The 26615-nt window shown below is 69.9% G+C and carries 27 protein-coding genes; 17 read left to right on the forward strand and 10 right to left on the reverse strand.

The window, feature by feature from the left end:
- Positions 1-47 precede the first annotated feature (47 nt).
- From ACFYY7_RS19800 to ACFYY7_RS19810, 3 genes are all read left to right on the forward strand, one after another.
- Positions 48-770 (forward strand): GPP34 family phosphoprotein, encoded by a 723-nt coding sequence (locus ACFYY7_RS19800; RefSeq protein WP_148836626.1) that lies wholly within the window; start codon positions 48-50, stop codon positions 768-770.
- Between the two features lie 330 nt (positions 771-1100).
- The gene (locus ACFYY7_RS19805) at positions 1101-1970 is read left to right on the forward strand and encodes a helix-turn-helix domain-containing protein (RefSeq protein WP_388663001.1); all 870 of its coding nucleotides are present in this window, start codon (positions 1101-1103) and stop codon (positions 1968-1970) included.
- A gap of 268 nt (positions 1971-2238) precedes the next feature.
- On the forward strand, positions 2239-2445 hold the full coding sequence (locus ACFYY7_RS19810) for a DUF397 domain-containing protein (RefSeq protein ID WP_266732146.1): 207 nt from the start codon (positions 2239-2241) through the stop codon (positions 2443-2445).
- Positions 2446-2567: 122 nt separating this feature from the next.
- Here the strand turns inward: ACFYY7_RS19810 and ACFYY7_RS19815 are convergent, their stop codons facing one another.
- Positions 2568-3407, reverse strand: a complete 840-nt coding sequence (locus tag ACFYY7_RS19815; RefSeq protein ID WP_388663003.1) for a hypothetical protein — start codon at positions 3405-3407, stop codon at positions 2568-2570.
- A gap of 80 nt (positions 3408-3487) precedes the next feature.
- Here ACFYY7_RS19815 and ACFYY7_RS19820 point away from each other — a divergent pair, with 80 nt between their 5' ends.
- Both ACFYY7_RS19820 and ACFYY7_RS19825 read left to right on the forward strand, forming a co-directional pair.
- The gene (locus ACFYY7_RS19820) at positions 3488-4270 is read left to right on the forward strand and encodes an SDR family oxidoreductase (RefSeq protein WP_388663005.1); all 783 of its coding nucleotides are present in this window, start codon (positions 3488-3490) and stop codon (positions 4268-4270) included.
- Between the two features lie 326 nt (positions 4271-4596).
- Positions 4597-6168, forward strand: coding sequence for a sodium:solute symporter family protein (locus tag ACFYY7_RS19825; RefSeq protein ID WP_388663007.1), 1572 nt, complete (start codon positions 4597-4599; stop codon positions 6166-6168).
- Positions 6169-6522: 354 nt separating this feature from the next.
- Here the strand turns inward: ACFYY7_RS19825 and ACFYY7_RS19830 are convergent, their stop codons facing one another.
- Both ACFYY7_RS19830 and ACFYY7_RS19835 read right to left on the reverse strand, forming a co-directional pair.
- Positions 6523-7638, reverse strand: coding sequence for an ADP-ribosylglycohydrolase family protein (locus ACFYY7_RS19830; RefSeq protein WP_388663009.1), 1116 nt, complete (start codon positions 7636-7638; stop codon positions 6523-6525).
- A gap of 141 nt (positions 7639-7779) precedes the next feature.
- Complete coding sequence (locus ACFYY7_RS19835) at positions 7780-8115, reverse strand: DUF4232 domain-containing protein (RefSeq protein WP_388663011.1); 336 nt, start codon at positions 8113-8115, stop codon at positions 7780-7782.
- A gap of 219 nt (positions 8116-8334) precedes the next feature.
- Here ACFYY7_RS19835 and ACFYY7_RS19840 point away from each other — a divergent pair, with 219 nt between their 5' ends.
- Positions 8335-8979 carry a dihydrofolate reductase family protein gene (locus ACFYY7_RS19840; protein ID WP_376307233.1) on the forward strand — a complete coding sequence of 215 codons (645 nt, stop codon included), beginning with the start codon at positions 8335-8337 and terminating at the stop codon, positions 8977-8979.
- Between the two features lie 125 nt (positions 8980-9104).
- Here ACFYY7_RS19840 and ACFYY7_RS19845 read toward each other — a convergent pair whose 3' ends face one another.
- Positions 9105-11687, reverse strand: coding sequence for a bifunctional FO biosynthesis protein CofGH (locus ACFYY7_RS19845; RefSeq protein ID WP_388663013.1), 2583 nt, complete (start codon positions 11685-11687; stop codon positions 9105-9107).
- A 167-nt stretch (positions 11688-11854) separates the two neighbouring features.
- Entirely contained in the window at positions 11855-12712 is an 858-nt protein-coding gene (locus tag ACFYY7_RS19850) for a LysR family transcriptional regulator (RefSeq protein WP_388663015.1), read from the reverse strand.
- Between the two features lie 268 nt (positions 12713-12980).
- On the opposite strand from ACFYY7_RS19850, the gene ACFYY7_RS19855 reads away from it, so the two are divergent.
- The 4 genes from ACFYY7_RS19855 (at position 12981) to ACFYY7_RS19870 (ending at position 15976) form a co-directional block, all read left to right on the forward strand.
- Positions 12981-13637 (forward strand): CatB-related O-acetyltransferase, encoded by a 657-nt coding sequence (locus ACFYY7_RS19855; RefSeq protein WP_388663017.1) that lies wholly within the window; start codon positions 12981-12983, stop codon positions 13635-13637.
- Positions 13634-14524, forward strand: coding sequence for a virginiamycin B lyase (locus ACFYY7_RS19860; protein WP_388663019.1), 891 nt, complete (start codon positions 13634-13636; stop codon positions 14522-14524). Before ACFYY7_RS19855 ends, ACFYY7_RS19860 begins: the two co-directional genes overlap by 4 nt.
- A gap of 53 nt (positions 14525-14577) precedes the next feature.
- Positions 14578-14925, forward strand: a complete 348-nt coding sequence (locus ACFYY7_RS19865) for a YciI family protein (RefSeq protein ID WP_388663021.1) — start codon at positions 14578-14580, stop codon at positions 14923-14925.
- A gap of 100 nt (positions 14926-15025) precedes the next feature.
- Positions 15026-15976, forward strand: coding sequence for a GNAT family N-acetyltransferase (locus tag ACFYY7_RS19870; protein WP_388663023.1), 951 nt, complete (start codon positions 15026-15028; stop codon positions 15974-15976).
- 242 nt (positions 15977-16218) lie between these two features.
- Here ACFYY7_RS19870 and ACFYY7_RS19875 read toward each other — a convergent pair whose 3' ends face one another.
- Both ACFYY7_RS19875 and ACFYY7_RS19880 read right to left on the reverse strand, forming a co-directional pair.
- Positions 16219-16587, reverse strand: coding sequence for a helix-turn-helix domain-containing protein (locus tag ACFYY7_RS19875; RefSeq protein WP_388663025.1), 369 nt, complete (start codon positions 16585-16587; stop codon positions 16219-16221).
- A 2-nt stretch (positions 16588-16589) separates the two neighbouring features.
- Positions 16590-16958, reverse strand: a complete 369-nt coding sequence (locus ACFYY7_RS19880; RefSeq protein ID WP_351252963.1) for a type II toxin-antitoxin system RelE/ParE family toxin — start codon at positions 16956-16958, stop codon at positions 16590-16592.
- Positions 16959-17215: 257 nt separating this feature from the next.
- On the opposite strand from ACFYY7_RS19880, the gene ACFYY7_RS19885 reads away from it, so the two are divergent.
- The 3 genes from ACFYY7_RS19885 to ACFYY7_RS19895 all read left to right on the forward strand — a co-directional run bounded on the left by ACFYY7_RS19885 (position 17216) and on the right by ACFYY7_RS19895 (position 20494).
- Entirely contained in the window at positions 17216-17752 is a 537-nt protein-coding gene (locus ACFYY7_RS19885) for a VOC family protein (protein WP_388663027.1), read from the forward strand.
- Positions 17745-18548 (forward strand): MerR family transcriptional regulator, encoded by an 804-nt coding sequence (locus ACFYY7_RS19890; RefSeq protein ID WP_388663028.1) that lies wholly within the window; start codon positions 17745-17747, stop codon positions 18546-18548. Before ACFYY7_RS19885 ends, ACFYY7_RS19890 begins: the two co-directional genes overlap by 8 nt.
- Positions 18549-18805: 257 nt before the next feature.
- Positions 18806-20494, forward strand: a complete 1689-nt coding sequence (locus ACFYY7_RS19895) for an alpha/beta fold hydrolase (RefSeq protein WP_388663030.1) — start codon at positions 18806-18808, stop codon at positions 20492-20494.
- Between the two features lie 54 nt (positions 20495-20548).
- Here the strand turns inward: ACFYY7_RS19895 and aac(6') are convergent, their stop codons facing one another.
- The 3 genes from aac(6') to ACFYY7_RS19910 form a co-directional block, all read right to left on the reverse strand.
- On the reverse strand, positions 20549-21022 hold the full coding sequence (gene aac(6') / locus ACFYY7_RS19900) for an aminoglycoside 6'-N-acetyltransferase (protein ID WP_388663032.1): 474 nt from the start codon (positions 21020-21022) through the stop codon (positions 20549-20551).
- Positions 21023-21277: 255 nt separating this feature from the next.
- Entirely contained in the window at positions 21278-22978 is a 1701-nt protein-coding gene (locus tag ACFYY7_RS19905) for a protein kinase (RefSeq protein ID WP_388663034.1), read from the reverse strand.
- 42 nt (positions 22979-23020) lie between these two features.
- The gene (locus ACFYY7_RS19910) at positions 23021-23491 is read right to left on the reverse strand and encodes an ATP-binding protein (protein ID WP_388663036.1); all 471 of its coding nucleotides are present in this window, start codon (positions 23489-23491) and stop codon (positions 23021-23023) included.
- 134 nt (positions 23492-23625) lie between these two features.
- On the opposite strand from ACFYY7_RS19910, the gene ACFYY7_RS19915 reads away from it, so the two are divergent.
- From ACFYY7_RS19915 to ACFYY7_RS19930, 4 genes are all read left to right on the forward strand, one after another.
- Positions 23626-24483, forward strand: coding sequence for a Scr1 family TA system antitoxin-like transcriptional regulator (locus ACFYY7_RS19915; RefSeq protein WP_388663038.1), 858 nt, complete (start codon positions 23626-23628; stop codon positions 24481-24483).
- Positions 24480-24725 carry a DUF397 domain-containing protein gene (locus ACFYY7_RS19920; protein ID WP_388663040.1) on the forward strand — a complete coding sequence of 82 codons (246 nt, stop codon included), beginning with the start codon at positions 24480-24482 and terminating at the stop codon, positions 24723-24725. The genes ACFYY7_RS19915 and ACFYY7_RS19920 overlap by 4 nt, the downstream gene beginning before the upstream one ends.
- 324 nt (positions 24726-25049) lie before the next feature.
- Positions 25050-25955 carry a helix-turn-helix domain-containing protein gene (locus ACFYY7_RS19925; RefSeq protein WP_388663042.1) on the forward strand — a complete coding sequence of 302 codons (906 nt, stop codon included), beginning with the start codon at positions 25050-25052 and terminating at the stop codon, positions 25953-25955.
- Positions 25952-26599, forward strand: a complete 648-nt coding sequence (locus ACFYY7_RS19930; protein ID WP_388663044.1) for an HAD family hydrolase — start codon at positions 25952-25954, stop codon at positions 26597-26599. The genes ACFYY7_RS19925 and ACFYY7_RS19930 overlap by 4 nt, the downstream gene beginning before the upstream one ends.
- Positions 26600-26615 lie beyond the last annotated feature (16 nt).

The following is a 26615-nucleotide window of genomic DNA, read 5'->3' on the forward strand; positions in this document are numbered from 1 at the left end:
AATGTGAGAGGGGTCACCCTGTCATTCATCCACGCGGGGAGGCATGGATGGGCAGGAGCCGCAGAACAATTCCGGAGGAGCTTCTGCTGCTCGCTCTGGACCCGACCACGGGTACCACAGCGCAGCCGCAGTCGCTCGACCTCGGCCTCGCCGGGGCTCAGCTAGTGGAGCTGGCTCTGGCAGGACGGATAGCCCCTGACGGGGATCGTATCGCCGTGGTGATGCCACGGCCGACAGGAGATCCGACTCTGGACTCCGCACTGGAACTGCTGCGGCGACGCGGCAGCCCGGTTCGGGCGGTCCACTGGATTGGCGGGCCCCGGCTGGGGCTGCGTCAGATCTACCTCGCTCACCTGGAGCGGTGCGGCATGGTGCATGCCGTGGCGGGCCAGATGTGCGGAGTGCTGCCGACGACTCGCTACCAGGCGACGGACACGGCAATCAGCCGGGACATCAGAGCCAGGCTGGACAGTGCGATCCGCACCGGTGTACCGCCGGACCCGCGGACCGCGGCGCTCGCCGCGCTGGCCCACGCGGTCGGACTCGGCAAGCACCTGTATCCCGGGAACGAGGGGCGTTCATCACGCTCCAGGCTCCGGGACCTGATCAGGCACGACCCCATGGGCGGACTCGTGGCGCATGCCGTGATGGACGTCCAGAACGGGGCGGTCGCACAGCCGCGCCGCAATCAGGCGGCCGGAGTTCCGTTGCAACCGCAAGTGCAGTCGCAGTCACGCCGCGGCAGCATGGCGCACACCGCGGCCCACTAGGCGCACCACGCCCCGGGCCGCACCCTGCGCCGCACACACCGCACCGCCGCGCAGCCGCACCGCCGCGCGACCGCACAACCGCACGGCAAGCACAGTCGTGCGGCAAACACCGTCGTGCGGCAAGCACGTCAGCACGGCGAGCACCAACCGAATACCGCCGCACCGTCGTCCCCAAGACCCGGTTCGGGAGCCGCACCAAGCGCGGGGCAGCCGGAATACCGGCTGTCCCGCGCGCTTGCGTGTGGCCATTTCCCAGCGCGGCCGGGGCCGGGGGTGGCAATCTGCTGAGCAGTAGATACGCACAGCTACATAGCCGGAGGTGCCGTTTCCGTGCCGTCCAACGTCAATCCCACCGTCAGGCGACGCCGGTTGGGCCAGGAATTGCGCCGCCTGCGCGAACTCAAAGGCATGACGGCCGAGGAGGTGGCGGAGCGGCTGCTGGTCTCGCAGTCGAAGATCAGCCGCCTGGAGAACGGCCGCCGTTCCATCAGTCAGCGCGATGTCCGCGACCTCTGCGGGGTGTACGAGGTCGAGGATCTCCGGGTCGTCGACTCGCTCATGCAGATGGCCAAGGATTCGCGCCAGCAGGGCTGGTGGCACGCGTTCGGGGACATCCCGTACAGCGTCTACATCGGTCTGGAGACGGACGCCGAATCCCTGCGGGTGTACGAACCCCAGGTGGTCCCGGGCCTGTTGCAGACGCGGAGCTACGCCGAGGCGCTGATCAACGGAGCACTGCCGGAGGCTCCGCCGTCCGACATCGACAAGCGCGTCAGCGTCCGGGCCCGCCGCCAGGACCGGATCACCGACCGCGAGCATCCGCTGCGGCTGTGGGCGGTCATCGACGAGTCCGCGCTGCGCCGGCTGGTCGGCAGCAAGCAGGTGATGATCGAGCAGTTGGAGCAGCTGATCGAGCTGTCCCATCTGCCGCATGTCACCGTGCAGGTACTGCCGTTCGAAATGGGCGCGCACCCCGGAATCAACGGGCAGTACGCCATTCTGGAATTCCCGGACGCCGCCGATTCCAGCGTCGTCTACATCGAAGGCGTCACCAGCGATCTCTATCTGGAGAAGGCCAACGACGTGCAGCGGTACAGCGTCATGTACGAACACCTGCGGGCGCAGGCGCTGAATGTGGAACAGACCCGGCACTTCATCACCGGGATCGTGAAGGACTACACCGGCCACAGCATCGACTGAACGCCGGGAACCGGACGCCCGACGGTGGACGTCGCGCGCTGGACGCCGGACGGCCCACAAAGTCCGGAATGAGGAAATTGAAGTGATGCCACGGGAAGGGCGGCGGCAAGGTACACCGCCGCCCGCCCCGGGCGGAAGATCTACCTGGTATATACCACTCGGTCGAGTGAACGCCCCCTTCGCGCCGGGAGCTTGGCGAGTAGCGTCGATCACGCCAACCGGAACACTGTTGGTGTCATTCACGCGACTCTTTGAAACCGGAGTGAACATGGCCATTCGTCAGGGTGCTACGGACAAGTGGACGAAGTCCTCGTATTCCGGGGGCAACGGCGCCTGCGTCGAAGTCAAGTCCCCTCTCGTGCGGGCAATTGCCGTACGTGACTCGAAGGCCCCCGAGGGCCCTTCGATCACGTTCGTCCCCGCCGCGTGGAACGCATTCGTGCGTGATGTCGGCAAGGGTGCGGTCGACGCCTGACCGATGATTTCCCGTTCGCATCGCGGCGCCGGATCCGGTGCTGTCGTCAGCCCTCTCGACTGGTCCGCCGTCCTGGCCGAGGGGGCTCGGTGCTTTCCGACGGGAAATCCCGGTGAAACCGTTCAGCGCAACCGGTCCACATACAGGTCGGTCCCCGGCACCGTCGGGATGAACGGCGCCACCAGCTCCACCCGCCCCAGGCCGGATTCCGCGACTGCCGCGTCGAGCCCGATGAAGTGCTCGGCCCAGCATTCCCGCGGGTCCTCCTGGAGGAACCACAGCAGGGTCAGCCGGGTGTCGACGCCCTCGACCTGCTTCACATAGCTCATCCGGTCACCGGGCAGCGGCGTGGGCCGGAAGACGGTCACCATCGCCGCGGGCGAGCCGGCCAGCCGCTTCGGCAGATGCCGTGAACGCAGCCACTCCAGCAACTCGCCCCGCGCCTCGGCCCCTTCGGCGTCGATCACTTCGAGGACGAGGCCCCGGTAGGGGTGGTCCAGGGCGTGGAAGTCCCGTGGTCCCGCCGCACCGTCCCGGTAGACCGTCGCCTCGTGGTCCTGGAACGCGGTGAACACATGGGTCCGGGCCTGGTGGACCCGGCCGTCCCGGTTGAGCCTCTTGTTGATGCCGACGGTCCACTTCATGTGGTCGTCGTAGCGCCCGTCCGTCACCCAGTACGTCGACAGGTAGCAGCCGGCCGTGACGGGCTGCGCGACCGCGGACGCCTCCGGGTAGCGCAGTTCCTGGAGCTCCCGGGTGGCCACCCAGCGCCGCCCGGCGAACATCCAGGGCATCGCCATCGCGCCCGCGTAGTAGTGATCGTCCTCGTACCAGCGGTTGTACGCGTACTCATGGCCCGGGTGCGGTTCCACCATGGTGATCAGCGCGTGGCCGGGATGGACGCCGTACGGCCCCAGCGCGGCCAGTTCGGCGTAGGTGTCGCTCCGCGTCTCGTCGCTCATACCGTTCCCCTTCCGTACTCCGCAGCGGCGTCCTACTCTGACGCCCCGTCAGGAGAACTGCCAGAGCCGGGAGGCCGCCGATGTTGCTCGCAGGGAAGACCGTCATCGTGTCCGGGGTGGGCACCGGGCTCGGGCACCGGGTCGCGGCGGCGGTCGTACGGGACGGCGGCAACGCGGTGCTCGGGGCGCGCACCGCCGCGAATCTCGCCAAGTCGGCCACGGAGATCGACCCGGACGGCCGGCACACCGCCCAGCTGGCCACCGACATCACCGACGAGGCGCAGTGCGAGGCGCTCGCCGCACTGGCCCTGGAACGGTTCGGGCGGATCGACGCGGTAGTCCATGTCGCCGCCTGGGACAGCTACTTCGGCGGAATCGAGGATGCCGACTTCGCCACCTGGCAGTCGGTGATCGACGTCAATCTGCTCGGCACGCTGCGGATGACCCGCGCCTGCCTGCCCGCCCTCAAGGAGCGCGGCGGCTCGGTGGTGATCATCGGTACGCAGTCCTCGGTGGCCGCACCGACACAGGTCCAGCAGGCTGCGTACGCGGCCTCGAAGGGGGCGCTCACCTCGGCCATGTACTCCATGGCACAGGAGCTGGGTCCGCACCGGATCAGGGTGAACACGGTGCTGCCGGGCTGGATGTGGGGGCCGCCGGTGCAGGCGTACGTGCAGTTCACGGCGCACAGTGAGGGGGTGCCCGAGGCCGAGGTGCTGGGCAGGCTCACCGAACGCATGGCGCTTCCGGAGCCGGCCACCGACGGCGATGTCGCCGAGGCCGTCACGTTCCTGGCCTCGGACCGGGCGCGGGCGATCACCGGACAGTCGCTCCTGGTCAACGCTGGTGAGCTGATGCGGTAGGCCTGATGCGATGAGCCTCCCCTTCTCCGCCGCACGGGACCCGCATCCCGTGCGGCGTTCCTCGTTGTCCTCTGCACAGCCTGACGAAGTGCCCGCTCATCGTGTGGCCGCCATCACTTCGGCGACAACGACCGCGTAAGTCAAGAGCGGGCAAAATCGTTCGAATTACTGATCCGCGTTCACATCTCTGACCGTCGCAACCTTGACCGGGACACCGGGCAGACGGTTCAATCCCCGATGTCCCCGCTCCCGCACGGGGCCCCGCTGAACGGCCGTACTGGCGAAGTGCGCACCCCGTTCACAAGGCGGACCCCAGGAGGGGGCACATGAACAGTCTCGACTGGGTCGTGCTCATCGGCTACTTCGGCGTGATGGTCGCGATCGGGCTCTGGTCCCACAAGCGCGTGGACAACGTCAGTGACTTCTTCACCGCGGGCGGCAGGATGCCGTGGTGGCTGTCCGGCATCTCGCACCACATGTCCGGCTACAGCGCGGTGATGTTCACCGGTTACGCGGGCATCGCGTACCAGTACGGCGTCACGTCCTTCGTCACCTGGTCGCTGCCGATCGCCATCGGCATCGGTATCGGTGCCCAGCTCTTCGCTCCCCGGCTCAACCGGCTGCGCTCGCGGCTGCATGTCGCGTCGCCGCTCGAATACCTGAAGAACCGCTACAACATCCAGACGCAGCAGGCACTCGCCTGGTCCGGGCTGCTGCTGAAGATCGTGGACGTCGGCGCCAAGTGGGCGGCCATCGCCACCCTGCTCTCCGTCTTCACCGGCATCTCCATCACCCAGGGCATCTTCATCACCGGCTGCATCACCGCCGTCTACTGCACGGTCGGCGGTCTGTGGGCGGACGCGCTCACCGAGCTGGGCCAGTTCGTGATCCAGCTTCTCGCCGGCGTCGCGATGCTCGTCACCGCCATGAGCGAGCTCGACGGCGTCAGCACCCTGTGGACGGTCTGGGACAAGCTGCCCGAGGGCCATACGGACCCGACGGCCGGCCCGTACACCGTGACCTTCCTGCTGGCGTATCTGTTCATCAAGACCTTCGAGTACAACGGCGGCATGTGGAACCAGGCGCAGCGCTACATGGCCACGGAGTCCGCGGCGGCCGCGAAGCGTTCGGCCCGGCTCTCCGCCGTGCTGTGGCTGGTCTGGCCCACGGTCCTGTTCTTCCCGATGTGGTGCGCCCCGCTGCTGGTGGACGCGCAGAAGCCGGACGCCTCGGACAGCTACGCCCTGATGACCGAACAGCTGTTGCCGCACGGCCTGTTGGGGCTGGTCGTCGTCGGCTTCTTCTCGCACACGATGGCCATGTGCTCCTCGGACGCCAACGCCATCTCGGCGGTCTTCACCAGGGACATCGCCCCGGTCCTGGCCAAGTCCGCTCGCGACTGGGGAACCCGGGCGGGCCTGCTGGCGGCCCGCCTGTCGACGCTCGGCTTCCTCGCCCTGTCGATGGCGCTCGCCACCCAGATCAACTCGCCGACGTTCAAGGACATCATCTCGGTCGTCATCAAGTGGATCGCCGGTCTGATGGGTCCGATCGCGATTCCGTTCATGCTCGGCCTGCTGCGCGGCTTCCGCAGGTCCGGCCCGACGGCGGCGCTGACCAGCTGGGCGGCGGGGCTGCTGGCGTTCTACTTCACCAACTACGACTTCGACGGCTCGGTGAAGACGGGTGTCGCGCTCCAGTACCAGGTGGCCCTGCCGCTGGCCATCTCGCTGGTCCTCTACATCGTGATCGGCTTCGTCAAGCCGGAGGACACCCCCGAGCGCGACGCGGTCATCGAACAGATCAACTCGGACGGTGACGGCGCGGCGGCCGGGGCGACGGTACCGGCTCAGGCCGGTCCGGGGGACGCGGCGGTCACGGAGGGCGTGAAGGACTGACGCTCACCGCTCCGAGGGGTGGGGTAGGAGAAGAACGTGACAGATGGCCGGTTCAGTGTCACGTTGTTCTCCGGCCCCTGTCCTCGCCCGTGGGTGGCGGGGCCGCAGGGAACGTGACAGATGGCCGTCCGAGTGTCACGTTCTTTTCGCACCCCTACCCCCGCCCGTGCTCCGGGGGCCGGCCGGACGCGCAGCACGTGTCAGCCGCACGGGCAGAGCGCTCCAGCCGCACGCGCCGCACGCGCCAGCCATACGGGCTGAGCGTGCCAGCCGCACGGGCAGTGGCTGCCAGTCGCACCCGCACCGCGTGCCAGCCACCCAGGCAGAGCCTGCCAGCCGCACCCGCAGCGCGTGTCAGCCGCGCGGATAGCGGGCCAGCCAGCCCGGTGCGGCGGCCGACGGGCTGTGCAGGGCCGGGCCCTGCGTCATCTCCATGGCGAAGTCGTCCGCGAGCTCCAACACCGTCGGCCTGCCCTCCAGTTCGGCGAGCCAGGCGGGCGGCAGCGCGGTCTCCCCGTGCAGCGCGCCGAGCAGCGCCCCGCACAGGGCCCCGGTGGCGGCGGAAGGCCCGCCGTGGTTGACGGCCAGCCGCAGCCCGTGGCGTATGTCCTCGCCGACCAGCGCGCAGTACACGGCGACGGAGAGAACCTCCTCCGCCGCGTCCGTGGCGCCAAGCGACTCGATCAGGGCGGGCCCCGGAATGCCCTGGCGCACGGTGCCGAGGGCCTGCTTCAGCGCCTCGGTGACCGGTTCGTGCCCCGGGCGCTCCGCGAGCAGGGCCAGCGCGTGCTGGACGGAGCCGTCCAGGGTCTCGCCCCGGGCCAGGCCGTGCACCATGACGGCGAGGGCGCCCGCGGAGAGCAGTGCGGTGGGGTGGCCGTGGGTCTGGGCGGCGCACTCGACGGCGAGTTGCAGGACGAGCTGGGGCTCCCAGCCGACGAGCAGCCCGAACGGTACGGACCGGGTGAGGGCGGCCGAGTCCCGCGCCTGGGGGTTCTTGGGCTGGTCGAGGGTGCCCATGGTGGTGTCGCCGAGCCCCGTCAGGCATTCCCGGGTCGGGCCGCGACGGGCGTACAGCCACTCCTGCCGGGCCAGCCAGCCGTTGTCCTCGCGGCGCTCGTCGGGCCCCCAGTCGTGCTGGGTGGCCGCCCACCGCAGATGGGCCCGGTGCACATCGGTGGGCGGGTGCCAGGCCCCGGTGTCGCGGCGGACCTGGGCGCGGATCAGCCCGTCGACGGTGAAGAGGGTGAGCTGGGTGGCGGCGGTGACGGTGCCGCGTCCGCCGAACGCGGGTACGAGGTCGGTGACCGCGTCGGCACCGTGCGCCGCCCGGATCTCTTCGAGCGTGAGCCCGTCGACCCCTGCCCCGAGCGCGTCCCCGATGGCCCCGCCCAGCAGCGCGCCGCGCACCCGGCTCCGGAAGTCCTGCTGCTCGACACGGCCCCACACAGCCGTGGTCCCTGTGCTCACCGTGTCCCTCCCCCGTCGGCCGGCACACCGGCCGACCTGCGACTGCGCAGCACTGTAATGGAACGGGAACGGGCGGCAGAGAGAGCGGAACAGGGTACGCGTGGGTATGGGGGCGGACGTCCCGCAGGTCGTTTTTGACCGTCACTTCGACATGATGAAGTCCAGTGCGTAGCCGGAAGCGGTCGTCCAGTAGGTGACGAGCCGGCCGTCGTCCGCGTACAGCGTGTCCACGGGCATGGGGACGTCGGCCGGCTTCCCGGCACCGCTGCCGGACTTGCCGCCCTGGAGGCCGAGGGCGATGCCCTTCGCCTCGTACTCGTCCCTGGCGCCGCCGCTGACGAGCAGAGCGGCGGATACCTCCTCTCCCGGAGCGATGGTGACCGGTCTCCCCGCGTCCGGGTCGCTGTCCTTGATCACCGGGACCGTGGTGCGGGCATCGGCACCGAGCCGTACGAGGGGGTACCGGTGCAGATTCATGGTGTCCCCCCGTGGTCGGCCGCGAGCGGCCGTTCCCGACTACCGTTCGCAGATCGAGCGTGCACCAGGAGCCATCATCAACTTGCCTTCTTTTCACGCATGTTGCCGAACCAGGACGAGGACGATGACGAAATCGTTCCGTCAGACAGCCGCGTCCACTGCGATGAGTTTGCCCGGCCCGGGGAGTCTCCCCCTTACCGACAAGCACAGGAGAAACACATGTCCCAACTGCTGAGAGTCCAGAATTTCAACGTTTCGAGCGATGGATTCGGCGCTGGTGAGAACCAGTGCCTGGAGCGTCCGTTCGGCGACGCCGATCCCGGGGCGATGTTCTCCTGGGCCGGGGCCACCGCGAGCTGGCCGATGCGCACCGACCCCGGCGGCAGCCGCGGCCTGGACGACTACCTCACGCGGGACTACGCCCGCAACATCGGCGCCGAGATCATGGGCCGGGGCAAGTTCGGCCCCCAGCGCGGGCCCTGGGAGAACCTCGACTGGCGCGGCTGGTGGGGCGACAAGCCCCCGTTCCGCACCCCGGTGTTCGTGATGACCCACCACGTGCGTCCTTCGTTCACGCTCTCCGACACCACGTTCCACTTCGTCGACGCCGACCCGGCCACGGTCCTCGAACAGGCGCGGGAGGCGGCGCAGGGCAAGGATGTCCGGCTCGGCGGCGGGGCCACCACCATCCGGGAGTTCCTCGACGCCGACCTCGTCGACACCCTGCATGTGGCGGTCTCGCCGGTGGAGATCGGATCCGGGTCACGGCTGTGGAAGTCGCCCGACGAGCTGCTCGACCGCTTCCACGTGGATGTCGTGCCCAGCGCGAGCGGCGTGACGCACCACCTGTTCTGGCGGAAGTAGGCGGAGGCAGGCGGCAGCAGTCGCGAGCAGACAGCCGGCCGGCCGTCGCGGACAGCGCGGCGGTGTGGTCGTGGTCCGGCCCGGGAACCCGTCCCGGGCCGGACGCCCCCGCCTCCTGGACCGTCTCAGTCCGGCAGCACCGGCAGCAGCTCCGGAAGGTGCCCGTCGGACGCCGTGGCCGCCGCGACCCGCTCCTCGGGGACTTCCCCGTACAGCGTCGTACGCGGCTTCGCCGGCCGTCCCGCGAGCTCCGCGATGGCGATCAGGTCCTGGATGGAGCGGTACGAGCCGTAGCTCGACCCGGCCATCCGGGAGATGGTCTCCTCCATCAGGGTGCCGCCCAGGTCGTTGGCGCCCGAGCGGAGCATCTCGGCCGCGCCCTCCGTGCCGAGCTTGACCCAGCTGGTCTGGATGTTGGTGATGTGCGGGTGGAGGAGCAGCCGGGCCATGGCGGTGACGGCCCGGTTGTCGCGGTCGGTCGGGCCGGGGCGGGCGATGCCCGCGAGGTAGACCGGTGCGTTGGTGTGGATGAACGGCAGCGTGACGAACTCCGTGAAGCCGCCGGTCTCCTGCTGGAGTCGGGCCAGCGTCCGCAGGTGGCCGAGCCAGTGGCGGGGCTGGTCCACGTGCCCGTACATCATCGTGGAGGACGAGCGCAGGCCCACCTCGTGGGCGGTCCTGATGACTTCGAGCCAGGTCGCGGTCGGCAGCTTGCCCTTGGTGAGGACCCAGCGGACCTCGTCGTCCAGGATCTCGGCCGCCGTGCCGGGGATCGAGCCGAGCCCGGCCTCCTTCGCGGCGATCAGCCAGTCGCGGATGGACATTCCGGTGCGGGTGGCGCCGTTGACGACCTCCATCGGCGAGAAGGCGTGCACATGCATGCCGGGCACGCGTTCCCGTACCGCCCGCGCGATGTCGAAGTACGCGGTGCCGGGCAGGTCCGGGTGGATGCCGCCCTGCATGCAGACCTCGACCGCCCCGACGTCCCACGCCTGTGCGGCCCGGTCCGCGACCTGGTCCAGGGAGAGGGTGTACGCGTCGGCGTCGGTGCGCCGCTGGGCGAAGGCGCAGAAGCGGCAGCCGGTGTAGCAGACGTTGGTGAAGTTGATGTTCCTGGTGACGATGTACGTGACGTCGTCGCCGACCACGTCGCGCCGCAGGGCGTCCGCGATCCGGCAGAGCTCGTCGAGCGCCGGGCCGTCCGCGTGGAGCAGGGCGAGCGCCTGCTCGTCGGTGAGCTTCGTCGGGTCGTCGGCCGCCTGGCTCAGCGCCTCGCGCACATCGCCGTCGATCCGGGACGGCACCATGCCGGGCGCGGCGGCCTCGCGCAGCGCCTCCCAGTCCCCGTACACCTCGTCGAAGTCCTCGCGGCGGTCGCCGGTGCGGCCCTCGGTGTCGATGGTGCGGTGCAGGTCGGTGCGGCCGGTGGCGCCGAACTCCTCGTCGGGCTCCTGCCAGGGCAGCCCGGCGGGGGTGGCGTCCTCGCGGGCGAGCCCCGTCTCCGGGTCGGCGAGGGCGCGGACGTGCGGGAGGAGGCGGGGGTCGAGCCACGGCTCGCCGCGCCGGATGAACTCCGGGTAGATGGTGAGCCGCTCCCGCAGCGCGAAGCCCGACTCGGCGGTCTTCGCGGCGAGTTCGTCGATGTGCGGCCAAGGGCGCTCGGGGTTCACATGATCGGGGGTGAGCGGTGAGACGCCGCCCCAGTCGTCGATCCCGGCGCCGATGAGCAGCGCGTACTCCGCGTCGACGAGGTTCGGCGGCGCCTGGATGCGGGCGGACGGGCCGAGGATGTGCCGGGCCACGGCGATGGCGGCGGCCAGCTCCTCCAGCTCGGCGTCCGGCATGCCGCGCATCGCGGTGTCCGGCTTGGCGCGGAAGTTCTGGACGATGACTTCCTGGATGCCGTGGTAGGCGCGGGCGGTCTTGCGCAGCTCGAAGAGGGAGTCCGCGCGCTCCTCGTACGACTCCCCGATGCCGATCAGGATGCCGGTGGTGAACGGGACGTTGGACCGCCCCGCGTCCTCCAGCACCCGCAGCCGCACGGCCGGCTCCTTGTCCGGGGACCCGTGGTGCGGGCCGCCGGGCTCGGACCACAGGCGGGTGGCCGTCGTCTCCAGCATCATCCCCATGGACGGTGCGACGGGCTTCAGCCGCTGAAGGTCGGTCCAGCTCAGCACGCCCGGGTTGAGGTGCGGGAGCAGCCCGGTCTCCTCGAGCACCCGGATCGCCATGGCGCGTACGTACGCGAGGGTGTCGTCGTACCCCTCGGCCTCCAGCCACTCCCGCGCCTCGGGCCACCGGTCCTCCGGCCGGTCCCCGAGCGTGAACAGCGCTTCCTTGCACCCCATGGCCGCGCCCTCGCGGGCGATGTCCAGCACCTCGTCGGGCGAGAGGAACATCCCGTGGCCCGCACGCCGCAGCTTGCCGGGCACGGTGACGAAGGTGCAGTAGTGGCACTTGTCGCGGCAGAGCCGGGTCAGCGGGATGAAGACCTTGCGCGAGTACGTGATCACCCCGGGCCGCCCTGCTGCTTCCAGCCCGGCGTCCCGCACCCGGGCGGCCGAGGCGGCGAGGTCGGTCAGATCCTCCCCCCTCGCCTGGAGCAGAACGGCGGCCTCGGCCACATCGAGAGCGACACCGTCACGGGCCCGCTTGAGGGCACGCCGCATGGAATTGGTCGTCGGACGTCCGCGCTGAGGATCGGTCATGAACCGAGCATACGAGCGAGCCCCGCACCCCGGACCAGGGCATCTGCCCGCCGGAGCTCGGGCAGCTCCGGCGGGCCCGAGCCGTATGCGTACCGGGGAGGGTGGGACCGATCGCGGACCGGGCGTGGCCCGACGCCGGCACATCTCCGACACGTGATCGCGTTGCTTCAGTCCGTCACTGCCTGGGCGAGTGCACGTACCAGCGGGGTAGCGCGGTCCGTGCGCCAGATCAGCCCCCACTGGACGGGCGGGGCATCGTGGATGGGGAGGTACACGACGTCGGTCTGCGCGTGGTAGCGCCGTCCCTCGTCGGGGACGACGCAGACCGCGTCGCCTGCTGCGACGAGGGCAAGGATCTCGTAGAAGGTGGTGACGGCCGGGCCGCGGCGGACCGGGCGTCCGGCCGGAGTGCGGGCCGGCAGGACGGCGGCCTCCCAGTAGGCGGGTATGGGGCCGTCCAGGCGCGGCACGATCTGATCGCCGAGCACCTCCATGCTCACCGACTCCTGCCGGGCGAGCGGGTGGTCCACGGACGTCATCAGATGGAGGGGTTCCTCGCGCAGCATCGCCCCGACGGTCAGGTCCGGCTCGCGAACCGGCAGCCAGATGGTCACCGCGTCGACCTCGCCGGCCCGCAGGGCCCCGAACGGATCGCTGAAGAACACTTCCCGGAAACGGAGTTCGACGGACGGGTGCCGGGACCGGAAGCGGGTCAGGACCGGGGCCAGGTCGTGCATCTGTGCGCCCATGACCCCCAGCTTCAGTGTGTCGGCCGATCGGCGGGCGACGTCGATCACCTCCGCCAGGGCGTCCTGGATGCCCGCATAGGCCGGCTTCAGTCTCTGGAGCAGCACCTCTCCGACGGGGGTCAGCCGCACCTGGCGGCTCGTGCGCTCGAAGAGCTGGGCGCCGATGGCGCGTTCCTGCTTCTTGATCGCCTGGCTGACACGGGCCGGGGAAACATGCAGGCGCTCGGCGCTGCGGCCGAAATGGAGCTCCTCCGCGAGCGTCAGGAAGATCTCCATGTCCCGCAGTTCCATCCTGGCGGCCCCCGATTCCGTCCGGTCCCGGGGTCGTTAACCCCTGGGTTAACGACCATAACAAGATCAGCTGTTGACCCCGGGCCGCCCCGGTGCGCATGCTCGGGACCAGGCCCCTCTGGCGGCGCGAGACGGCTGGAATTGCCCGCTCAAGTCGGCCGACGGCCCGGAAGGCGCGTACCTCATCGGGCGTGACACCTCGCCGCCCCGTCCTGCGCCCACCGAGTACGAACCCTCACGGAGAGATTGCCGCGTGACACCTGATCCGAGCACCGTCCATCCCCTGCCCGCCCACGAACGTGTCGTCTTCCTCAAGCCGCTGGTCGACGGGACGAAGGTCGTGGCGGGTGACTTCACCTACTACGACGACCCCGACGGCGCGACCGACTTCGTACGGCGCAACGTGCTGTACGCGTACGGTCCGGAACGCCTGATCATCGGCAAGTACTGCGCGATCGCGACGGGCACCCGGTTCCTGATGGCGGGCGCCGCCCACCCGTCGATGGGGGTGTCCACCTTCCCTTTCACCATGTTCGGCGGGGAGTGGACCGAGCGGACGCTCGACCTCGTCACCGGCATGCCCAGCCGGGGTGACACGGTGGTCGGCAACGACGTGTGGTTCGGATACGGAGCCACCGTGATGCCGGGGGTGCGGATCGGCGACGGTGCGGTGATCGCGGCCGGAGCGATGGTCACCGCCGACGTGCCGCCGTACACCGTCGTGGGCGGCAGTCCGGCCCGGACGATCAGACAGCGCTTCCACGACGGCGACGTCGAGCGGCTCGTCCGGGCCGCCTGGTGGGACTGGCCCGTCGAGCTGGTGACCGAGCACGCCCGGACCATCATGGCCGGATCCCCCGAGGACATCGAGCGCATCGCCACCGCCGAAGGTCTGGAGCAGCAGCAGTGACGCCCCGAACCGTCGAGGAGTACGCGGTGTCCGACCGCGAGAGCGGCCCGTACGCGCTCACCACGGGCCCGGACGGCGCGCTGTGGTTCACCCTGGTGCACAGCGGCAGGATCGGCCGGCTGGTACCGGGGCAGGAGCCGACCAGTCATCGGCTCGCCCCGGACAGCGGTCCGACGGTCATCTGCAACGGGCCGGACGGTGCGCTGTGGTTCACGCAGTACCGGGGGCACCGGATCGGGCGGATCACGCCTGCCGGCCAGGTGACGGAGTTCGCGCTGCCGACCGCGGAGTGCGGCCCCTTCGGTATCGCGGCGGGGCCGGACGGCGCGCTGTGGTTCACCGAGACCGCCGCCGACCGTGTCGGCCGCCTCACCACCGACGGCACGGTCACCGAGTATCCGCTGCCCCGTACCGGCGCGTTCCCCTCCGCGATCGCCGCGGCCGGGGACTCGATGTGGTTCACCATGAACCAGGCCAACGCCATCGGCCGTATCGGCATGGACGGCCGCATCACGGTCCACGAGCTGCCCACCGAGGCGGCCGCACCGGTGGGGATCGCCGTGGGCCCGGACGGAAGCGTCTGGTTCACCGAGATCGCGGCCGGTCAGATCGGCCGGCTGACACCCGACGGCCGCATCACCGAGCACCCGCTGCCCGACCGCTCCGCCAGGCCGCACGCCGTCACGACCGACGCGGACGGAACGGCCTGGTTCACCGAATGGGGCGGGAACCGGGTCGGCTCGCTCACCTCCGACGGCACGGTCACCGTCCATGACCTGCCTACCCCGGGTTCCGAGCCGCACGGCATCACGGTGGGCCCGGACGGCGCCCTGTGGACGGCCCTGGAGACGGGCGCACTGGCCCGCATCGACCCGACCACCACCTGAACCACCACCCTCACCACCGAGAACATCAACAACACCGAACAGAGGAACACCCCATGAAATACGCCCTCGTGATCTTCGAGACGGATGCGTCACGCGCCTTGATCCAGGCCGACCGCGCCGCCTACCGAAAGGCGTACGAGACCTGGATCGGCGAGGTCGCGGCAGCGGGCAAGCTGGCGGGCGGCGACGCCCTGGAGACCGAGCACCAGGGCCCCGTCACCGTACGCAAGACGGCGGACGGGTCCGCGGCGGTGACCGAGGGGCCCGTGCACAGCGGCGAGGAAACCCTCGGCGGCTGGTTCGTGCTGGAGGTGGCCGACCACGCCGAGGCCATCGAGCTGGCCCGCAGCTTCCCCACCCCGGAGGCGCTCGAAATCCGCCCGGTCCTCGAATCGGCCTGAGCGGCATGCGGCCCTCGACGCCCACGGCACGGACACCCGGCCTGCCCGCCCCGCGCGACATACCGGGCCCGGAACGCTGCTTCCCTTCACAGGAGTTGAATTGACACCGACATCGGTGACCTGCCGACCGCTGACCGGCCCCGAGGAGATCGACCTCTTCTGCCGGCTCTCCTACGTCCTCGACCACGAACTGACCGCCGACTTCGCCAACGGCTGCCGCCGCCCCGAGTGGGCATGGGTGGCCCTGGACGGCGACCGTCTCCTCGCCCGGCTCGCCTGGTGGACGACCCCGGGCGGTGACGCCCCGCTGCAGTTCGACTTCTTCGACATCGACGACACGCTGCCCCGGGCCGACCGCGACAAGATCGGCCTGCGGCTGTTCGAGACGGCGACGGCGGCCGTCTTCCCGGCGGGCGCGAAGCTGCCGGAGTACGGCCGCTTCGTCCCGCCCGACTGGCACGAGGACCCCGTGGCCCGCGAGGTGGTCGAATCCCGCACCCGTGTGCTGGAGAGCACCGGAGCACGGCTGCTGGTCGAGCGCCTGCGGCTGCAGTGGACCCCGTCGTCCCCGCTCCCGGAGTCCAAGGGGCGTCTCGTCTTCCGCCCGGTGGCCGACCGCGAGGACCTCCTCGCCCTGATGACCCCGGTCATGGAGGGCACCCTCGACGCCCACGGCCAGGCGGACCTGGCGTCCGGACTGAGCCCGCGCGAAGCGGCGGAACGGCACTACGACGGGGAGTTCGCCGGGTTCAAGAGCCCGCACGAGTGGTGGCGCATCGCCGAACTCCCCGACGGCGGAGGTCCGGTGGGCTTCGTGATCCCGGCCCGCAACAGCTACCACCCGATCATCGCGTACATCGGTGTCCTGCCCGCACTCCGCGGCAACGGCCACATCGACGAGATCCTCGCCGAGGGCACCCGCGTCCTGGCCGCCGAGGGCGTCGACCGGATCAGGGCGTCGACGGACCTCGGCAACGTCCCCATGGCGAAGTCCTTCGCCCGCGCCGGATACGTCAACTTCGAACGGTCCCTCAACCTGGTCTGGGACTGACTGCCGCGGGCCTGACCCGCGACGCGGATCGGGCCCCTGCCCGAAGGCCGTCACGGACTCAGTGTCTGAGGCCGACGTCGATGCGCATCGCCACGATCGTGGCGATCGCACCGCGACCCGGATGACCATCACGCCGCGGCCCCGACGTGAAAAGGCTTCAGGAAGAAGAAGCCCAACCCTTCCCCTGGAGGTCGGGCAGCTCCGGCCGACCCGAGCCATGTGCGTACCGGAGGTGAACTGCGTCAGGCGGCCGAGGAACGCCCGCCCACTCCGATCCCACCCGGTCCGCCGCCTTCGTGCGCGGTGAAGGAGAACGCCGAGGTGTCGCCGTCCAGATCAATGGTGAGCGAAGCGTCCAGAGCCTTGGCCAGGCGCGTCAGGAGAGCCAGGGTCGGAATGGAGTCGCCGCCCTCGATATTGGAAATCTGCGGCTGCGTCATCCCTGCGCGACGGGCAAGCTCGGCCTGCGACAGCCCGAGTTCGGTCCGCCGGTCATAGACAGCCTGCCCCAGCGCGAAGGCGTACCCGGCCTCGACATAGGCGGACGACTCCTCGACTGCCTCCCCCAGAAGCTTTCTGGTCTGCCGTGTCTTCCACTGGGAGTGATCCACGACTATGCCTCCTCGCTCCGGTCGTATGTGTGCGCGGCCGCACCATGATCCGCCTCGCACACCTTCTGGGCCAGCTGAGCGCGCTCGACCTCGGCAGTCTCTCGTTGTTTGGTCTTCCGGAACACCGTCAGCAGCACGATTCGCTTCTCGGGGGCGAGCCAGTAGGTGATGCGCACCGCGCTGCCGTCCATGATGAAGCGCAACTCACGCACCTTGCCACCAAGGTGCCTGGCGTAGGGCTCGCCCAGAGTTGTGGGCTTCGCCGCGAGCATGTCTGCTGCCCGTTCAGCCTTGTCGTACTGAGCATCAGCAAGCAGCGCCAGCCACTGCCGAACCTCGGGCTCGATCTCGATTCGCCAAGGTAATTCCACAGGAGCAACTATACAGAAATTTATATAGGCGGGATTCGATCCGATTCCTCGCCACGTCGGGCCGAAGCGCACGGTGCTGTGTCCGGTTCAGCCCACGCTGCCTCGCCGACCAGCCTGGCCGGTCGCGACTGCCGTGTGGCGGCCCAGCCAGGCGGGGTGGCCCGTGCGGATCACCCCGCCCAGCGAGCCGACGCCAGTTTGAACGGCACCACCCACGGCTTGACCCTCACGTTGCGTGAGGCCGGAGGGTGGCGTGCATGAGCGACCACTTCAACGCGTTCGAGATGAGTCCCGTGCCCACCCCCGGCCCGGATGCGGTTCCGCCGGAGCTGTTCCGTGGCATCTATGGAATGCCCGCGTTCGCGACGATCCCCACGACCGATCTGGCGGCGTCGGTGGACTTCTGGACTCGTGGGCTCGGATTCTTCGAGCTGTTCAGCATCCCCGGCACACTCGTGCACCTGCGCCGTTGGGCGTTCCAGGACGTACTCCTGATCTCAGCGGCGAGCGTTCCGGAACAGGCGCCGGCGATGAGCCTCAGTTTCTCGTGCGTGCTCAGCCAGGTCGATTCCCTCGTGGAGGCCTGTCGTGCGCTGCGCCCGGACTCGGTCGACGGTCCACGGGACACTCCCTGGAACACCCGCGACGTGGAGGTGGTCACCCCCGAGAACGCACGGATCGTTCTCACTGCGGCGAAGCCCTTCGATCCGGCCAGTCAGGAGGCGCGGAACCTTGAGGCCATCGGCATCACCCCACCGGGCGCCGGTGGCGGCGACAATCAGGAGCATGCCTGATGCCACCGACGCCGACGGCCTCCCCGTCGGTCAGGTCTCGACCCGCCTGGGCGTGACGGTCCGCGCGCTGCACCACTGGGACGAGATCGGTCTCGCGCGGCCGTCGCTGCGCACGGCTGCCGGATACCGGCTCTACACCGCCGGCGACCTGGAACGCCTGCACCGCATCGTCATCTACCGCGAGATCGGTCTCGGCCTGGACAGGATCCGGGCAGTCCTGGACGACTCGACCGCCGACGTAGCCGGTGCGCTGCGCGCACAGCGCACCCAGGTCGCGGAACGGATCGACCGCCTCCAGCAGCTCGGCGCCGGACTGGACCGGATGATCGACGCCCACGAGCGCGGCCTGCTGCTGACCGCGGAGCAGCAGGCCGCGGTCTTCGGCCCCCAGTGGGACCCGGACGGGCCCGCCCGAGCCCGTCAGCGCTGGGGAGACACGACGCAATGGCGGCAGTACGCCGAACGCTCCGCCTCTCGTGGCCCGGAGGAATGGCAGGCCATCGCCGACTCCGTCACCGCCCTCGACCGCGCCCTCGGCGATGCGATGGACGCCGGCGTCGCACCCGGCAGCCCGGAAGCGAATCGGCTCGTCGAGCGGCACCGCGAGGTCTTCGCCTCGTACTTTCCCCTCACCAGGCAGATGCAGGTCTGCCTGGGCCGCATGTACGAGGCCGATCCGGCATTCGCCGCCCACTACGACGGCATCCGCACCGGGCTTGCCACGTGGTTCCGTCGAGCCGTCGACGCCGACGCGCGCGCCCACGGCATCGACCCCGACACCGCGACCTGGGAGTAGGGCGCGGGCCGGAAGCGTCGGTCAACGGGCTCGCGTGCGGGAGGCTCCTGGCCGGTGCCCTCGGTTGCTCCCGGCTGTTCTCGGCTGTTCTCGGCTGTTCTCGGTCAAGCTCCGGCCTGTCGCCTGCCTGGAGGTTTGGACGGAGCCGACCACCCGTACGAGTGATCAATGCGAAACGTTTCCCCAGGGTGATCCCGGCAGGGTGAGCATGTGTCGACTCTTCGTCACCACCTCTGCCACGGAAGGCGGGCACAGCCATGTCGTTCGACAGCACCCAGGAAAGCCCCTTCGAGATCAGCCCCGACGACCTCGCCAAGCTGGAAGCGATCCGCGAGGCGCTGTTAGACCCGTCGCCGCGCAGGATCGGCCGCCTGGACCAGTGGGGCCTGGCCGACACCTACGAGGTGCACGCGGAGATCGCCGGGTACACGGAGCTCTCGATCGCCATGCCGGACGGGACGATGCTCGACGCGTCGCTGAGCGTCCCGCGCGACCTCGCCCCCGGACAGACCTGCCCGGCGGTCGTCCTGCCCGCCCCGCTGATCAGCATCGGGCACCGGGCATACCTCGGAATGTTCCCGCGCTGGGCCCTGGGCGGCTATGCCGTCCTGGCCTACAGCCAGCGCGGCCTGGCCAAGTCCACGGGCGAGATCCACGTCGCCGGACCGCAGGACGTGGCCGACGCCGCCGAGGTCATCAACGCACTGGTCCAGATCGACGGCGTCGACCCGGACCGGATCGGCTTCTTCGGCTCCTCCTACGGCGCCGGAACGAGCCTGCTGGCAGCCGCGAAGGACCAGCGGGTCAAGGCCGTGGCCGGCACCAGCGCCTGGGGAGATCTGTTCGCCTCGCTCTACGAGAACGGCACCCGACACCTGGCGGCCTTCGAGGCGCTCGTGAAGCTGTTCGACGAGGACCGGTGCTCGGAGGAGTTCCGCGGCATCATCGAGAAGATCCGCAGCAACACCATCGACGACGAGGTCAGGGAGTTCGCCCGGGTACGGTCGCCCAAGCAGTACCTGGACGCGTACAACAACGCCAACACGCCGATCCTCCTGACCACCGCCTGGCACGAGACGATCTTCTCGGTGCCCGCCGTCGTCGACCTCTTCACCAAGCTGACGGGGCCCAAGTCGCTCCTCGTCCAGGTAGGCGACCACGGCAACGGCGAACTCCTCGGCCTGGCCGGTCTCATCTCCAAGCCCACCGAGATGGCCTACCGGTGGATGGACCACCACCTCGGTGGCAGCGCCGGCGACGGAGCGCAGCCGCAGTTCGGCATTCGCTCGGAGTACATGCACAACCTCCTCTCCGACCTCCGCCACGAGGACTGGGAGAGCTACGCCCTGCCCCGGAAGCGGTTCCACCTCGCGGACGCCGCCGCCGGCGAGCGCGACGGGCAGATGTCCGAAGGCAGCCCGCAGCCGGGCTGGACCCGCTCCGTGAAGGCCACCGGTCAGAGCACCGAGGCCGTCGTCGCCCCGAAGCTCGTCCAGACCGGGCTGGCCGAGCGCATGGGCCTGCCGCACGTCTACAAGACGGCCGAGATCGACCGCGGCCTCGCGGCGATCTGGACCACCGCGCCGCTGGCGCAGGCCATGCGCGTCCAGGGCGACCTGGAGGTGCGGGTGACCGTGAAGCCGCAGGAGGCGAACGCCACGATCGTGGCCTACCTGATGGACAGCGACCCGGCCACCGGCAAGGCCGCCATCATCACCCACGCCCCGTACACGATCACCAACGAGCAGGCCGGCCGGGCCACCACGGTGACCTTCTCCCTCCAGCCCGCCCACTACGTCCTGGCCAAGGGCCGCCGGCTCCAGCTCGTCATCGACACCAACGACCCGTTCTTCGCCGACGCCAACACCACCCCCTCCGCCCTCGAACTGACCTCCCCCCAGGGCGCCGAGTCCTACATCGACATCCCCCTCGACACCCTGGGCTGACCCCACGCCCCGCATGCCGCTGCGGCCGACCCGATCATGAACGGGTCGGCCGCGTCAGACCAGTTCGTCCGCGAGCAGGTCCATCAGCAGACCGTCCTGCCAGACCCCCGTCCGGTGGTCCCGCCAGTACGCCCGCATGATTCCCACGGGTTTGAACCCGACTTTGCCGTAGCAGCGGATCGCCGCGGAGTTGGCCGCGGCGGGATCGATGGTCAGCCGGTGATGGCCGCGTTCCCGCACCAGCCACCGGGCCAGCGTGCGCACCGTGTCGGTACCGAGGCCCTTCCCGTGGTGCCTCGCCGTCAGGAAGATGTCGATGCCCGCGTGGCGGAACTCGGGATCGTTCTCCTCATTGAACTGGACGGCGCCGATGACCTCGCCCTCGAAAACGACGGCCAGCATCCGTTCGTAGCCGTCCGGGGGTGACCACCACGCCGCGACTTCCGGTTCCCTCACGACCCTTTCGAGGATCTCACCCTCGCCATCGGCCACCGGCCGCAGCACGACCTTGTCCCCACGCAGCTCCATGCCCCGCATTCTTCCCGGGCGACGAACGCACCTGGGCCGTCTTCTTCAGATCACCGACCGGCATACTGAGCGCCATCCAAGGCACGGCCGGAAGCAGGTGGCACGAAACCCCAGGTCACACACAGCATCTGAGATCTCCATCAAACCCGGAACGGTTCAAGGCGCGACTGGTCGACCTGTTGGACCGGATTGCCGGCTCCGTGCCCGCCCCGAGGCACCGGTCCACGGGACCGGCCGGGCGGGGGAGGGGCGCCGTCAGGCAGTCTCCCGGACGGCCTTGACCGTCACCAGTTGGGCATAGGAAAGCAGGAACTCCTCCCCCGACTGCGTCGTTCCGACCAGGCCGCTGTCGACGAAGCGGTTCGGGACGACGACCAGGAAGACGTATTCGCCGTCCTCGGGCGCGAGGCAGACCTCGATCCACCGGCCCCGCCGCATCGCCCGGTCGACGACCTGGAGCGCTTCCCGCCGCTCGTCCGCCCAGGACCACACCCTGAACCGCCGCTCCAGCCCTCGGGGCCGCCACACCTCGACGTACATGCCGTAAACGCCGGACAGGGCACCGAGCACGACGAAGGCGCCGAAGCCGCCCACCACTATCAGACCTGAGGTGCTCACAGCCTGGCCGGCTCCGCGTCCCGAGGCGATCAGGACGATCGCCACCAGCCCGACGAGCAGCACCACCACACCAGCGAAGACGGCGACGAGGCGCCCCCAGGTCAGGCCCCGGGAGATCACGTCTCCCGGCAGCGGACGGGTCGGTGCCAGGTTTTCGGGCGGGAGCCGGGTGGGCGGATGATCCGCGGCCGCCGCCCCACCGCGGCCGGTCCCGACCGTCGCGTCACGAGTCACGGTGTCCGCGGCCCTCAGGTCCGACGTCACCGCGTCAGCGGTCACGCTGCCCGGCGGACCTTTCTCCGTTCCGCCCTCCGTGCCCGGCGCGGACCCGTCAGGCGTCATTCGTTCCGTCATCGCCTCGTCGGGGCCGACGACGGTGGCGCCGCCGGGACCGACGGGGGCACCGGGAGCGCGATCCGTCACGGGCGCTCCCCCGGGCATGGTGCGCTCGGGCGGAACCGGCTCGGACCGAACGGGCTCGGGCGGGACGGACCGCGGCAGCGGAAGGGCCGCGAGCCGCTCCCGCACCGCCACCGCGCTCGGCGGCCGGCGCTCCGGCCGCTTGGCGAGGAGTTCCAGCAGCAAGGTGTCCCATGCGGGCGGAAGTCCGTCCCGGCGCAGGCCCGGCGCGACGGGCACCTCGTCCATGTGCTGCCGCAGAACGAGCTGCCAGGGCCCGTCGGGGAAGGGCGGCCGGCCTGTGAGCGTGGCATACAGGAGACAGCCCAGGGAGTAGAGATCGCTGCGTGCGTCGACGTCGCCCCCACCGCCCGCCTGCTCCGGGGACATGAAGGCGACGGTGCCGAGGATGTGGCCGGTGTGGGTGAGTGTCGTCAGGTCGATGCCGGTGGCGTCGAGCCGGGCGATGCCGAAGTCCAGCACAGTCACATGCCCATCGGGGCCGATCATCACATTCGCCGGCTTCAGGTCCCGGTGCACGATTCCCGCCCCGTGCATGGCCGCGAGCGCCTCGCAGATCTCGCCGCCCCACCGGGCGACCTCGGCCAGCGAGGGTCTTCGCCCGGCGAGCACCCGGTTCAGCGGCTCTCCGGGGATCTCCTCCATGACCAGATAGAGCACCGGGCGCCCGTCCACGACCGCCTCACCCGCGTCGTGCATCTCCACGATGTGCGGGTTGCGCAGCAGGGAGGCGACCTGGATCTCGCGGCGGAACCGGCCGGCCGGCTCCGAGGTCACGCCCTCGGCCAGACCCGTCACCGTCTTCACCGCGACACGGCGCTGGCGGTAGGTGTCCGTGGCCCGCCATACGGTGCCCATGCCTCCGGAACCGAGCCGCTCACCCAGCCGGTACCGCCCCCCAATCAGCGCCCCTTGCATGCCAACTCCCTTTTCACGACACGCTTTTGACTGCGTGCCGGATCATTCTCGGCCGTACGCCCCCGCTCCGCCAGCACTTCGAGACCGTTCCGGACACCGGGGCGCGGCCAGTTCGGCCCACACCGTCTTGCCGACCACCCGGTCCTTCACGCCCCACGACGTCGCCAGCGCCCCGACCAGGTGCAGGCCGAACCCCGATTCCGCGCCGGGGCCGGAGGGCCTGACCTCCGGCCCGCGTTCCCCCCGCGCATCCGATACCTCGATACGGAGCGTGTCCACGAGAGCGACGAGCCTCAGCTCGAAGTCCCGCCCCGGCACGAGCCCGTGCAGCACCGCGTTGGCCGCCAGTTCGGACACGATCACCGCGACGTCCCCGGAGAGCTCGCTCCCGTACGGGACGCCCCACGCGTCGAGTTGGTGCACAGCAAGCCGACGGGCGAGCCGCGCGCCCCGACGGGTGGAGCTGAAACGTTGGACGAACTCGGCGCCCACAAGGGTGATTTCGGCGTTCATGTGACTCAGCGTGTCCGGTTGCTCGTACGCTGACCAGCAGTGACACCTCGACGCCGAGTAGCTGTACGGGCACGCCCGGTCGGCTGTACGGGGCGTCGGCCGTGACCGGGCGAACAGAGAGCGGTACGGGGCAGATGGCGAACGAAGAACGGCCGGAGCAGCCGGCCGAATCGGATGGAACGGCGCACCTCTTCAGGGCGCTGGGCAAACAGATCAAGGTGTTGCGCGAACGTGCGGGCATGAGCCAGAAGGAACTGGGGCTCGCGGCCCACTGCGGGGAAGACCTGATCTCGGCGATGGAGCGGGGCGTACGTACGCCCCAGCCCGACTTCCTGATCCGCGTGGACCCGCTCCTCGGAGCGGACGGGGTGCTGCGAGCCACCGCCGACGAGGTGCGAGAGGCGCTGACGAAGGCGCGGACCCGGCACCCCGACTGGTTCCGGGGCTTCGCGCGGGTGGAGGCCGATTCTCTGGCACTTCACGAGTACAGCAACCAAGCAATTCCTGGTCTGCTCCAGACAGAGGAATATGCGCGGGCAGTGTTCACGAAGCGCCGACCTTTGCTGGACGAGCAAACCGTGGAGAAACGCGTCTCGGACCGACTCGCCCGACAACAGATCTTCGAGCGCTGGCCCCAGCCGACGTTTAGCTTCGTGGTCGAGGAAGCAGTCATCCAACGCCCGCTCGGCGGAAGGGCCGTCCACGCTGGCCAACTCCTCCGGATGAGCAAGATCAGCAGGATGCGAACCGTAGAGCTTCAGGTGATGCCCACCGACCGGGACGAACACCCTTCCATGGACGGTCCGTTCACCCTCTTGACACCCAGGGGCCGAAGCGAGGTTGCGTACACGGAGATCCAGGGGCATGCCCGACTCATCACCGACCCGAACGAGGTCCGTCTGTTCAGCGAGCGCTATGGAATCATGCGAGCGCAGGCTCTCACCCCGAGGGAGTCCCTGACGCTGATTGAGAAGATGCTGGGAGAGCAATGAACACCGAGCAGCTCCGCTGGTTCAAGAGCAGCTACAGCAGCGGCGAGGGCGGCGCCTGCGTCGAGGTCGCCTTCGACTGGCGCAAGTCGAGCTACAGCGGCGGCGAGGGCGGAACCTGCGTCGAGGTCGCTACCTGCCCCACCACCATCCACATCCGCGACTCCAAGAACACCCAGGGCCCCCACCTCGACGTCGCCCCCGGCGCCTGGTCCGCGTTCGTCACGTACGCGCAGCAGGGCTGATCGCCCCAGGTCCGCGCCCCGCACCGGATCGCGACAGCCGCGACCCGGTGCGCCGCGACCCGGAGGACCGCGACGCGGCGGGCCCCGACGTAAAAAGGCTTTTAAAGGCTTTGGGAAGAAGAAACTTTCCCAACCCAACCCCTCCCCCAGCCACGCACAGGGGCCCGTCACTCACACGGGTGAGGTTCGCCAACTGAGCTGAGTTTCGCAGGGGTTCGCTGGCATATGCTCGCCGCGACAACCCCCAGACATGCGTCGGCCCCCGGACGGGACTGCGAATCCCACGCCGAGGGCCTGACCACCAAGGAAGTTCGGAGCTTCCCGATGGATACACAGCAGGTTAGCGCGGCCCCGCGCGCCCCGTCTCCTGTTCGCAGGAGCGCCACGCCGACGTCCGGTGTCATGCACATCAACACCCGGCACACCAGCCGCTTCACCGTCATCGGCAACCACCTCGCCCAGCATCGTGAGCTCTCCCTGCTCGCGATCGGGCTCTCGACGTACATCCAGTCGCTTCCCGCCGGGGCGCGGATCGGCATCAAGACGCTTTCCGAGCGGTTTCCCGACAGCGAGGCCCGTATCGCCGCCGCGTTACGCGAGCTGGAAGCGCACGGCTACCTGAGCCGTACCCGCGAGCGGCTGCCCAACGGCCGTGTCGTCACGCGTACTTGCTCCTACAACCAGCCGAACGGCGCCCCGCAACGGCACCCGGCCCCGGCCCCGGCTCCGAAGCCCAAGCCGCGCCGCCAGCCACCCGCACCCGCACCCGCACCCGTGGCCGCAAAGCCCACGCCGGCGCCCGCTCCCACGCCTCCACCCCCGCCGCTCCCCCAGCCCCGCAACCCGCTCCCCCAGTACCTCCGCGCCGCCACCTCGCTGCTCACCGATCTCCACCGGCACGCGGCCGCGATCACGCTCACCGAGAAGGAAGTCGTCCTCCTCGCCCCTGCCGCCGCGACCTGGTTCGAGCGGGGTGCCACGCCCGCCGCTCTCCGGCACGCCCTCACGGACGACCTGCCCCAGCCCCTCAAGCGCCCCGCCAAGCTGCTCCGGTACCGGCTCACCGCTCTCGTCCCGCCCCCGCCGACCCCGGATCACCCCACGGTCCTGTTCCAGAACTGCGACCGCTGCGACCGGGCCTTCCGCTCTCCCACCCCGGGCGACTGCCGCGACTGCCGCGAAGAAGGGGCCGACGATCCGCACGCCCAGTTCCCTATCCTGAGCGGATGATCACTGCTCCTGAACTCGTCATATTCGACTGCGACGGTGTTCTCGTCGACAGCGAACGGATCGCCGTACGCATCCAGGTCCAGGTGGGCGCCGAGCTGGGGTGGCCGCTGACGGCGGAGGAGGTCGTCGAGAAGTTCGTGGGGCGGTCGAACAAGTCCATCGGCGAGCTGGTCGACGCAACGCTGCCCGGCGCTTCCGCCGCCTGGCAGGAGCGCTTCGAGGACCTCCACCGCGATGCCGTCGAGACCGAACTCGTCGCGGTGGAGGGCATCCACGAAGCGCTGGCCGCCCTCGCGCTCCCCACTTGCGTGGCGTCCAGCGGCAGCCACGAGAAGATGCGCCACACCCTGGGCCACACCGGGCTCTACGCGCACTTCGAGGGACGCATCTTCAGCGCCACCGAGGTCGAACGCGGAAAGCCCGCCCCCGATCTCTTTCTGCATGCGGCCCGGCGGATGGGTGTCGAACCCACCGCCTGTGTGGTCGTCGAGGACAGCAAGTACGGGGTGCAGGCCGCCCGTTCAGCCGGGATGCGGGCATTCGGCTTCGCGGGCGGACTGACTCCGGCGCACTGGCTGGAAGGTCCGGACACCGTGGTCTTCGACGACATGCGCAAGCTGCCATCGCTGCTGTCCGGGAGCTGATGACTCGCGGGGCTTC

This window comes from Streptomyces sp. NPDC001933 (genome assembly GCF_042890955.1).
Taxonomy (GTDB): domain Bacteria; phylum Actinomycetota; class Actinomycetes; order Streptomycetales; family Streptomycetaceae; genus Streptomyces.

What these genes read in the sequence shown, in the direction of transcription:
- ACFYY7_RS19800 (WP_148836626.1), top strand. Translation starts at nt 48, where the DNA reads ATGGGCAGGAGCCGCAGAACAATTCCGGAGGAGCTTCTGCTGCTCGCT.
- ACFYY7_RS19810 (WP_266732146.1), top strand. Translation starts at nt 2,239, where the DNA reads ATGGCCATTCGTCAGGGTGCTACGGACAAGTGGACGAAGTCCTCGTAT.
- ACFYY7_RS19815 (WP_388663003.1), bottom strand. Translation starts at nt 3,407, where the DNA reads ATGAGCGACGAGACGCGGAGCGACACCTACGCCGAACTGGCCGCGCTG.
- ACFYY7_RS19820 (WP_388663005.1), top strand. Translation starts at nt 3,488, where the DNA reads ATGTTGCTCGCAGGGAAGACCGTCATCGTGTCCGGGGTGGGCACCGGG.
- ACFYY7_RS19825 (WP_388663007.1), top strand. Translation starts at nt 4,597, where the DNA reads ATGAACAGTCTCGACTGGGTCGTGCTCATCGGCTACTTCGGCGTGATG.
- ACFYY7_RS19835 (WP_388663011.1), bottom strand. Translation starts at nt 8,115, where the DNA reads ATGAATCTGCACCGGTACCCCCTCGTACGGCTCGGTGCCGATGCCCGC.
- ACFYY7_RS19840 (WP_376307233.1), top strand. Translation starts at nt 8,335, where the DNA reads ATGTCCCAACTGCTGAGAGTCCAGAATTTCAACGTTTCGAGCGATGGA.
- ACFYY7_RS19845 (WP_388663013.1), bottom strand. Translation starts at nt 11,687, where the DNA reads ATGACCGATCCTCAGCGCGGACGTCCGACGACCAATTCCATGCGGCGT.
- ACFYY7_RS19850 (WP_388663015.1), bottom strand. Translation starts at nt 12,712, where the DNA reads ATGGAGATCTTCCTGACGCTCGCGGAGGAGCTCCATTTCGGCCGCAGC.
- ACFYY7_RS19865 (WP_388663021.1), top strand. Translation starts at nt 14,578, where the DNA reads ATGAAATACGCCCTCGTGATCTTCGAGACGGATGCGTCACGCGCCTTG.
- ACFYY7_RS19885 (WP_388663027.1), top strand. Translation starts at nt 17,216, where the DNA reads ATGAGCGACCACTTCAACGCGTTCGAGATGAGTCCCGTGCCCACCCCC.
- ACFYY7_RS19890 (WP_388663028.1), top strand. Translation starts at nt 17,745, where the DNA reads ATGCCTGATGCCACCGACGCCGACGGCCTCCCCGTCGGTCAGGTCTCG.
- ACFYY7_RS19895 (WP_388663030.1), top strand. Translation starts at nt 18,806, where the DNA reads ATGTCGTTCGACAGCACCCAGGAAAGCCCCTTCGAGATCAGCCCCGAC.
- ACFYY7_RS19905 (WP_388663034.1), bottom strand. Translation starts at nt 22,978, where the DNA reads ATGCAAGGGGCGCTGATTGGGGGGCGGTACCGGCTGGGTGAGCGGCTC.
- ACFYY7_RS19910 (WP_388663036.1), bottom strand. Translation starts at nt 23,491, where the DNA reads ATGAACGCCGAAATCACCCTTGTGGGCGCCGAGTTCGTCCAACGTTTC.
- ACFYY7_RS19915 (WP_388663038.1), top strand. Translation starts at nt 23,626, where the DNA reads ATGGCGAACGAAGAACGGCCGGAGCAGCCGGCCGAATCGGATGGAACG.
- ACFYY7_RS19920 (WP_388663040.1), top strand. Translation starts at nt 24,480, where the DNA reads ATGAACACCGAGCAGCTCCGCTGGTTCAAGAGCAGCTACAGCAGCGGC.
- ACFYY7_RS19925 (WP_388663042.1), top strand. Translation starts at nt 25,050, where the DNA reads ATGGATACACAGCAGGTTAGCGCGGCCCCGCGCGCCCCGTCTCCTGTT.
- ACFYY7_RS19930 (WP_388663044.1), top strand. Translation starts at nt 25,952, where the DNA reads ATGATCACTGCTCCTGAACTCGTCATATTCGACTGCGACGGTGTTCTC.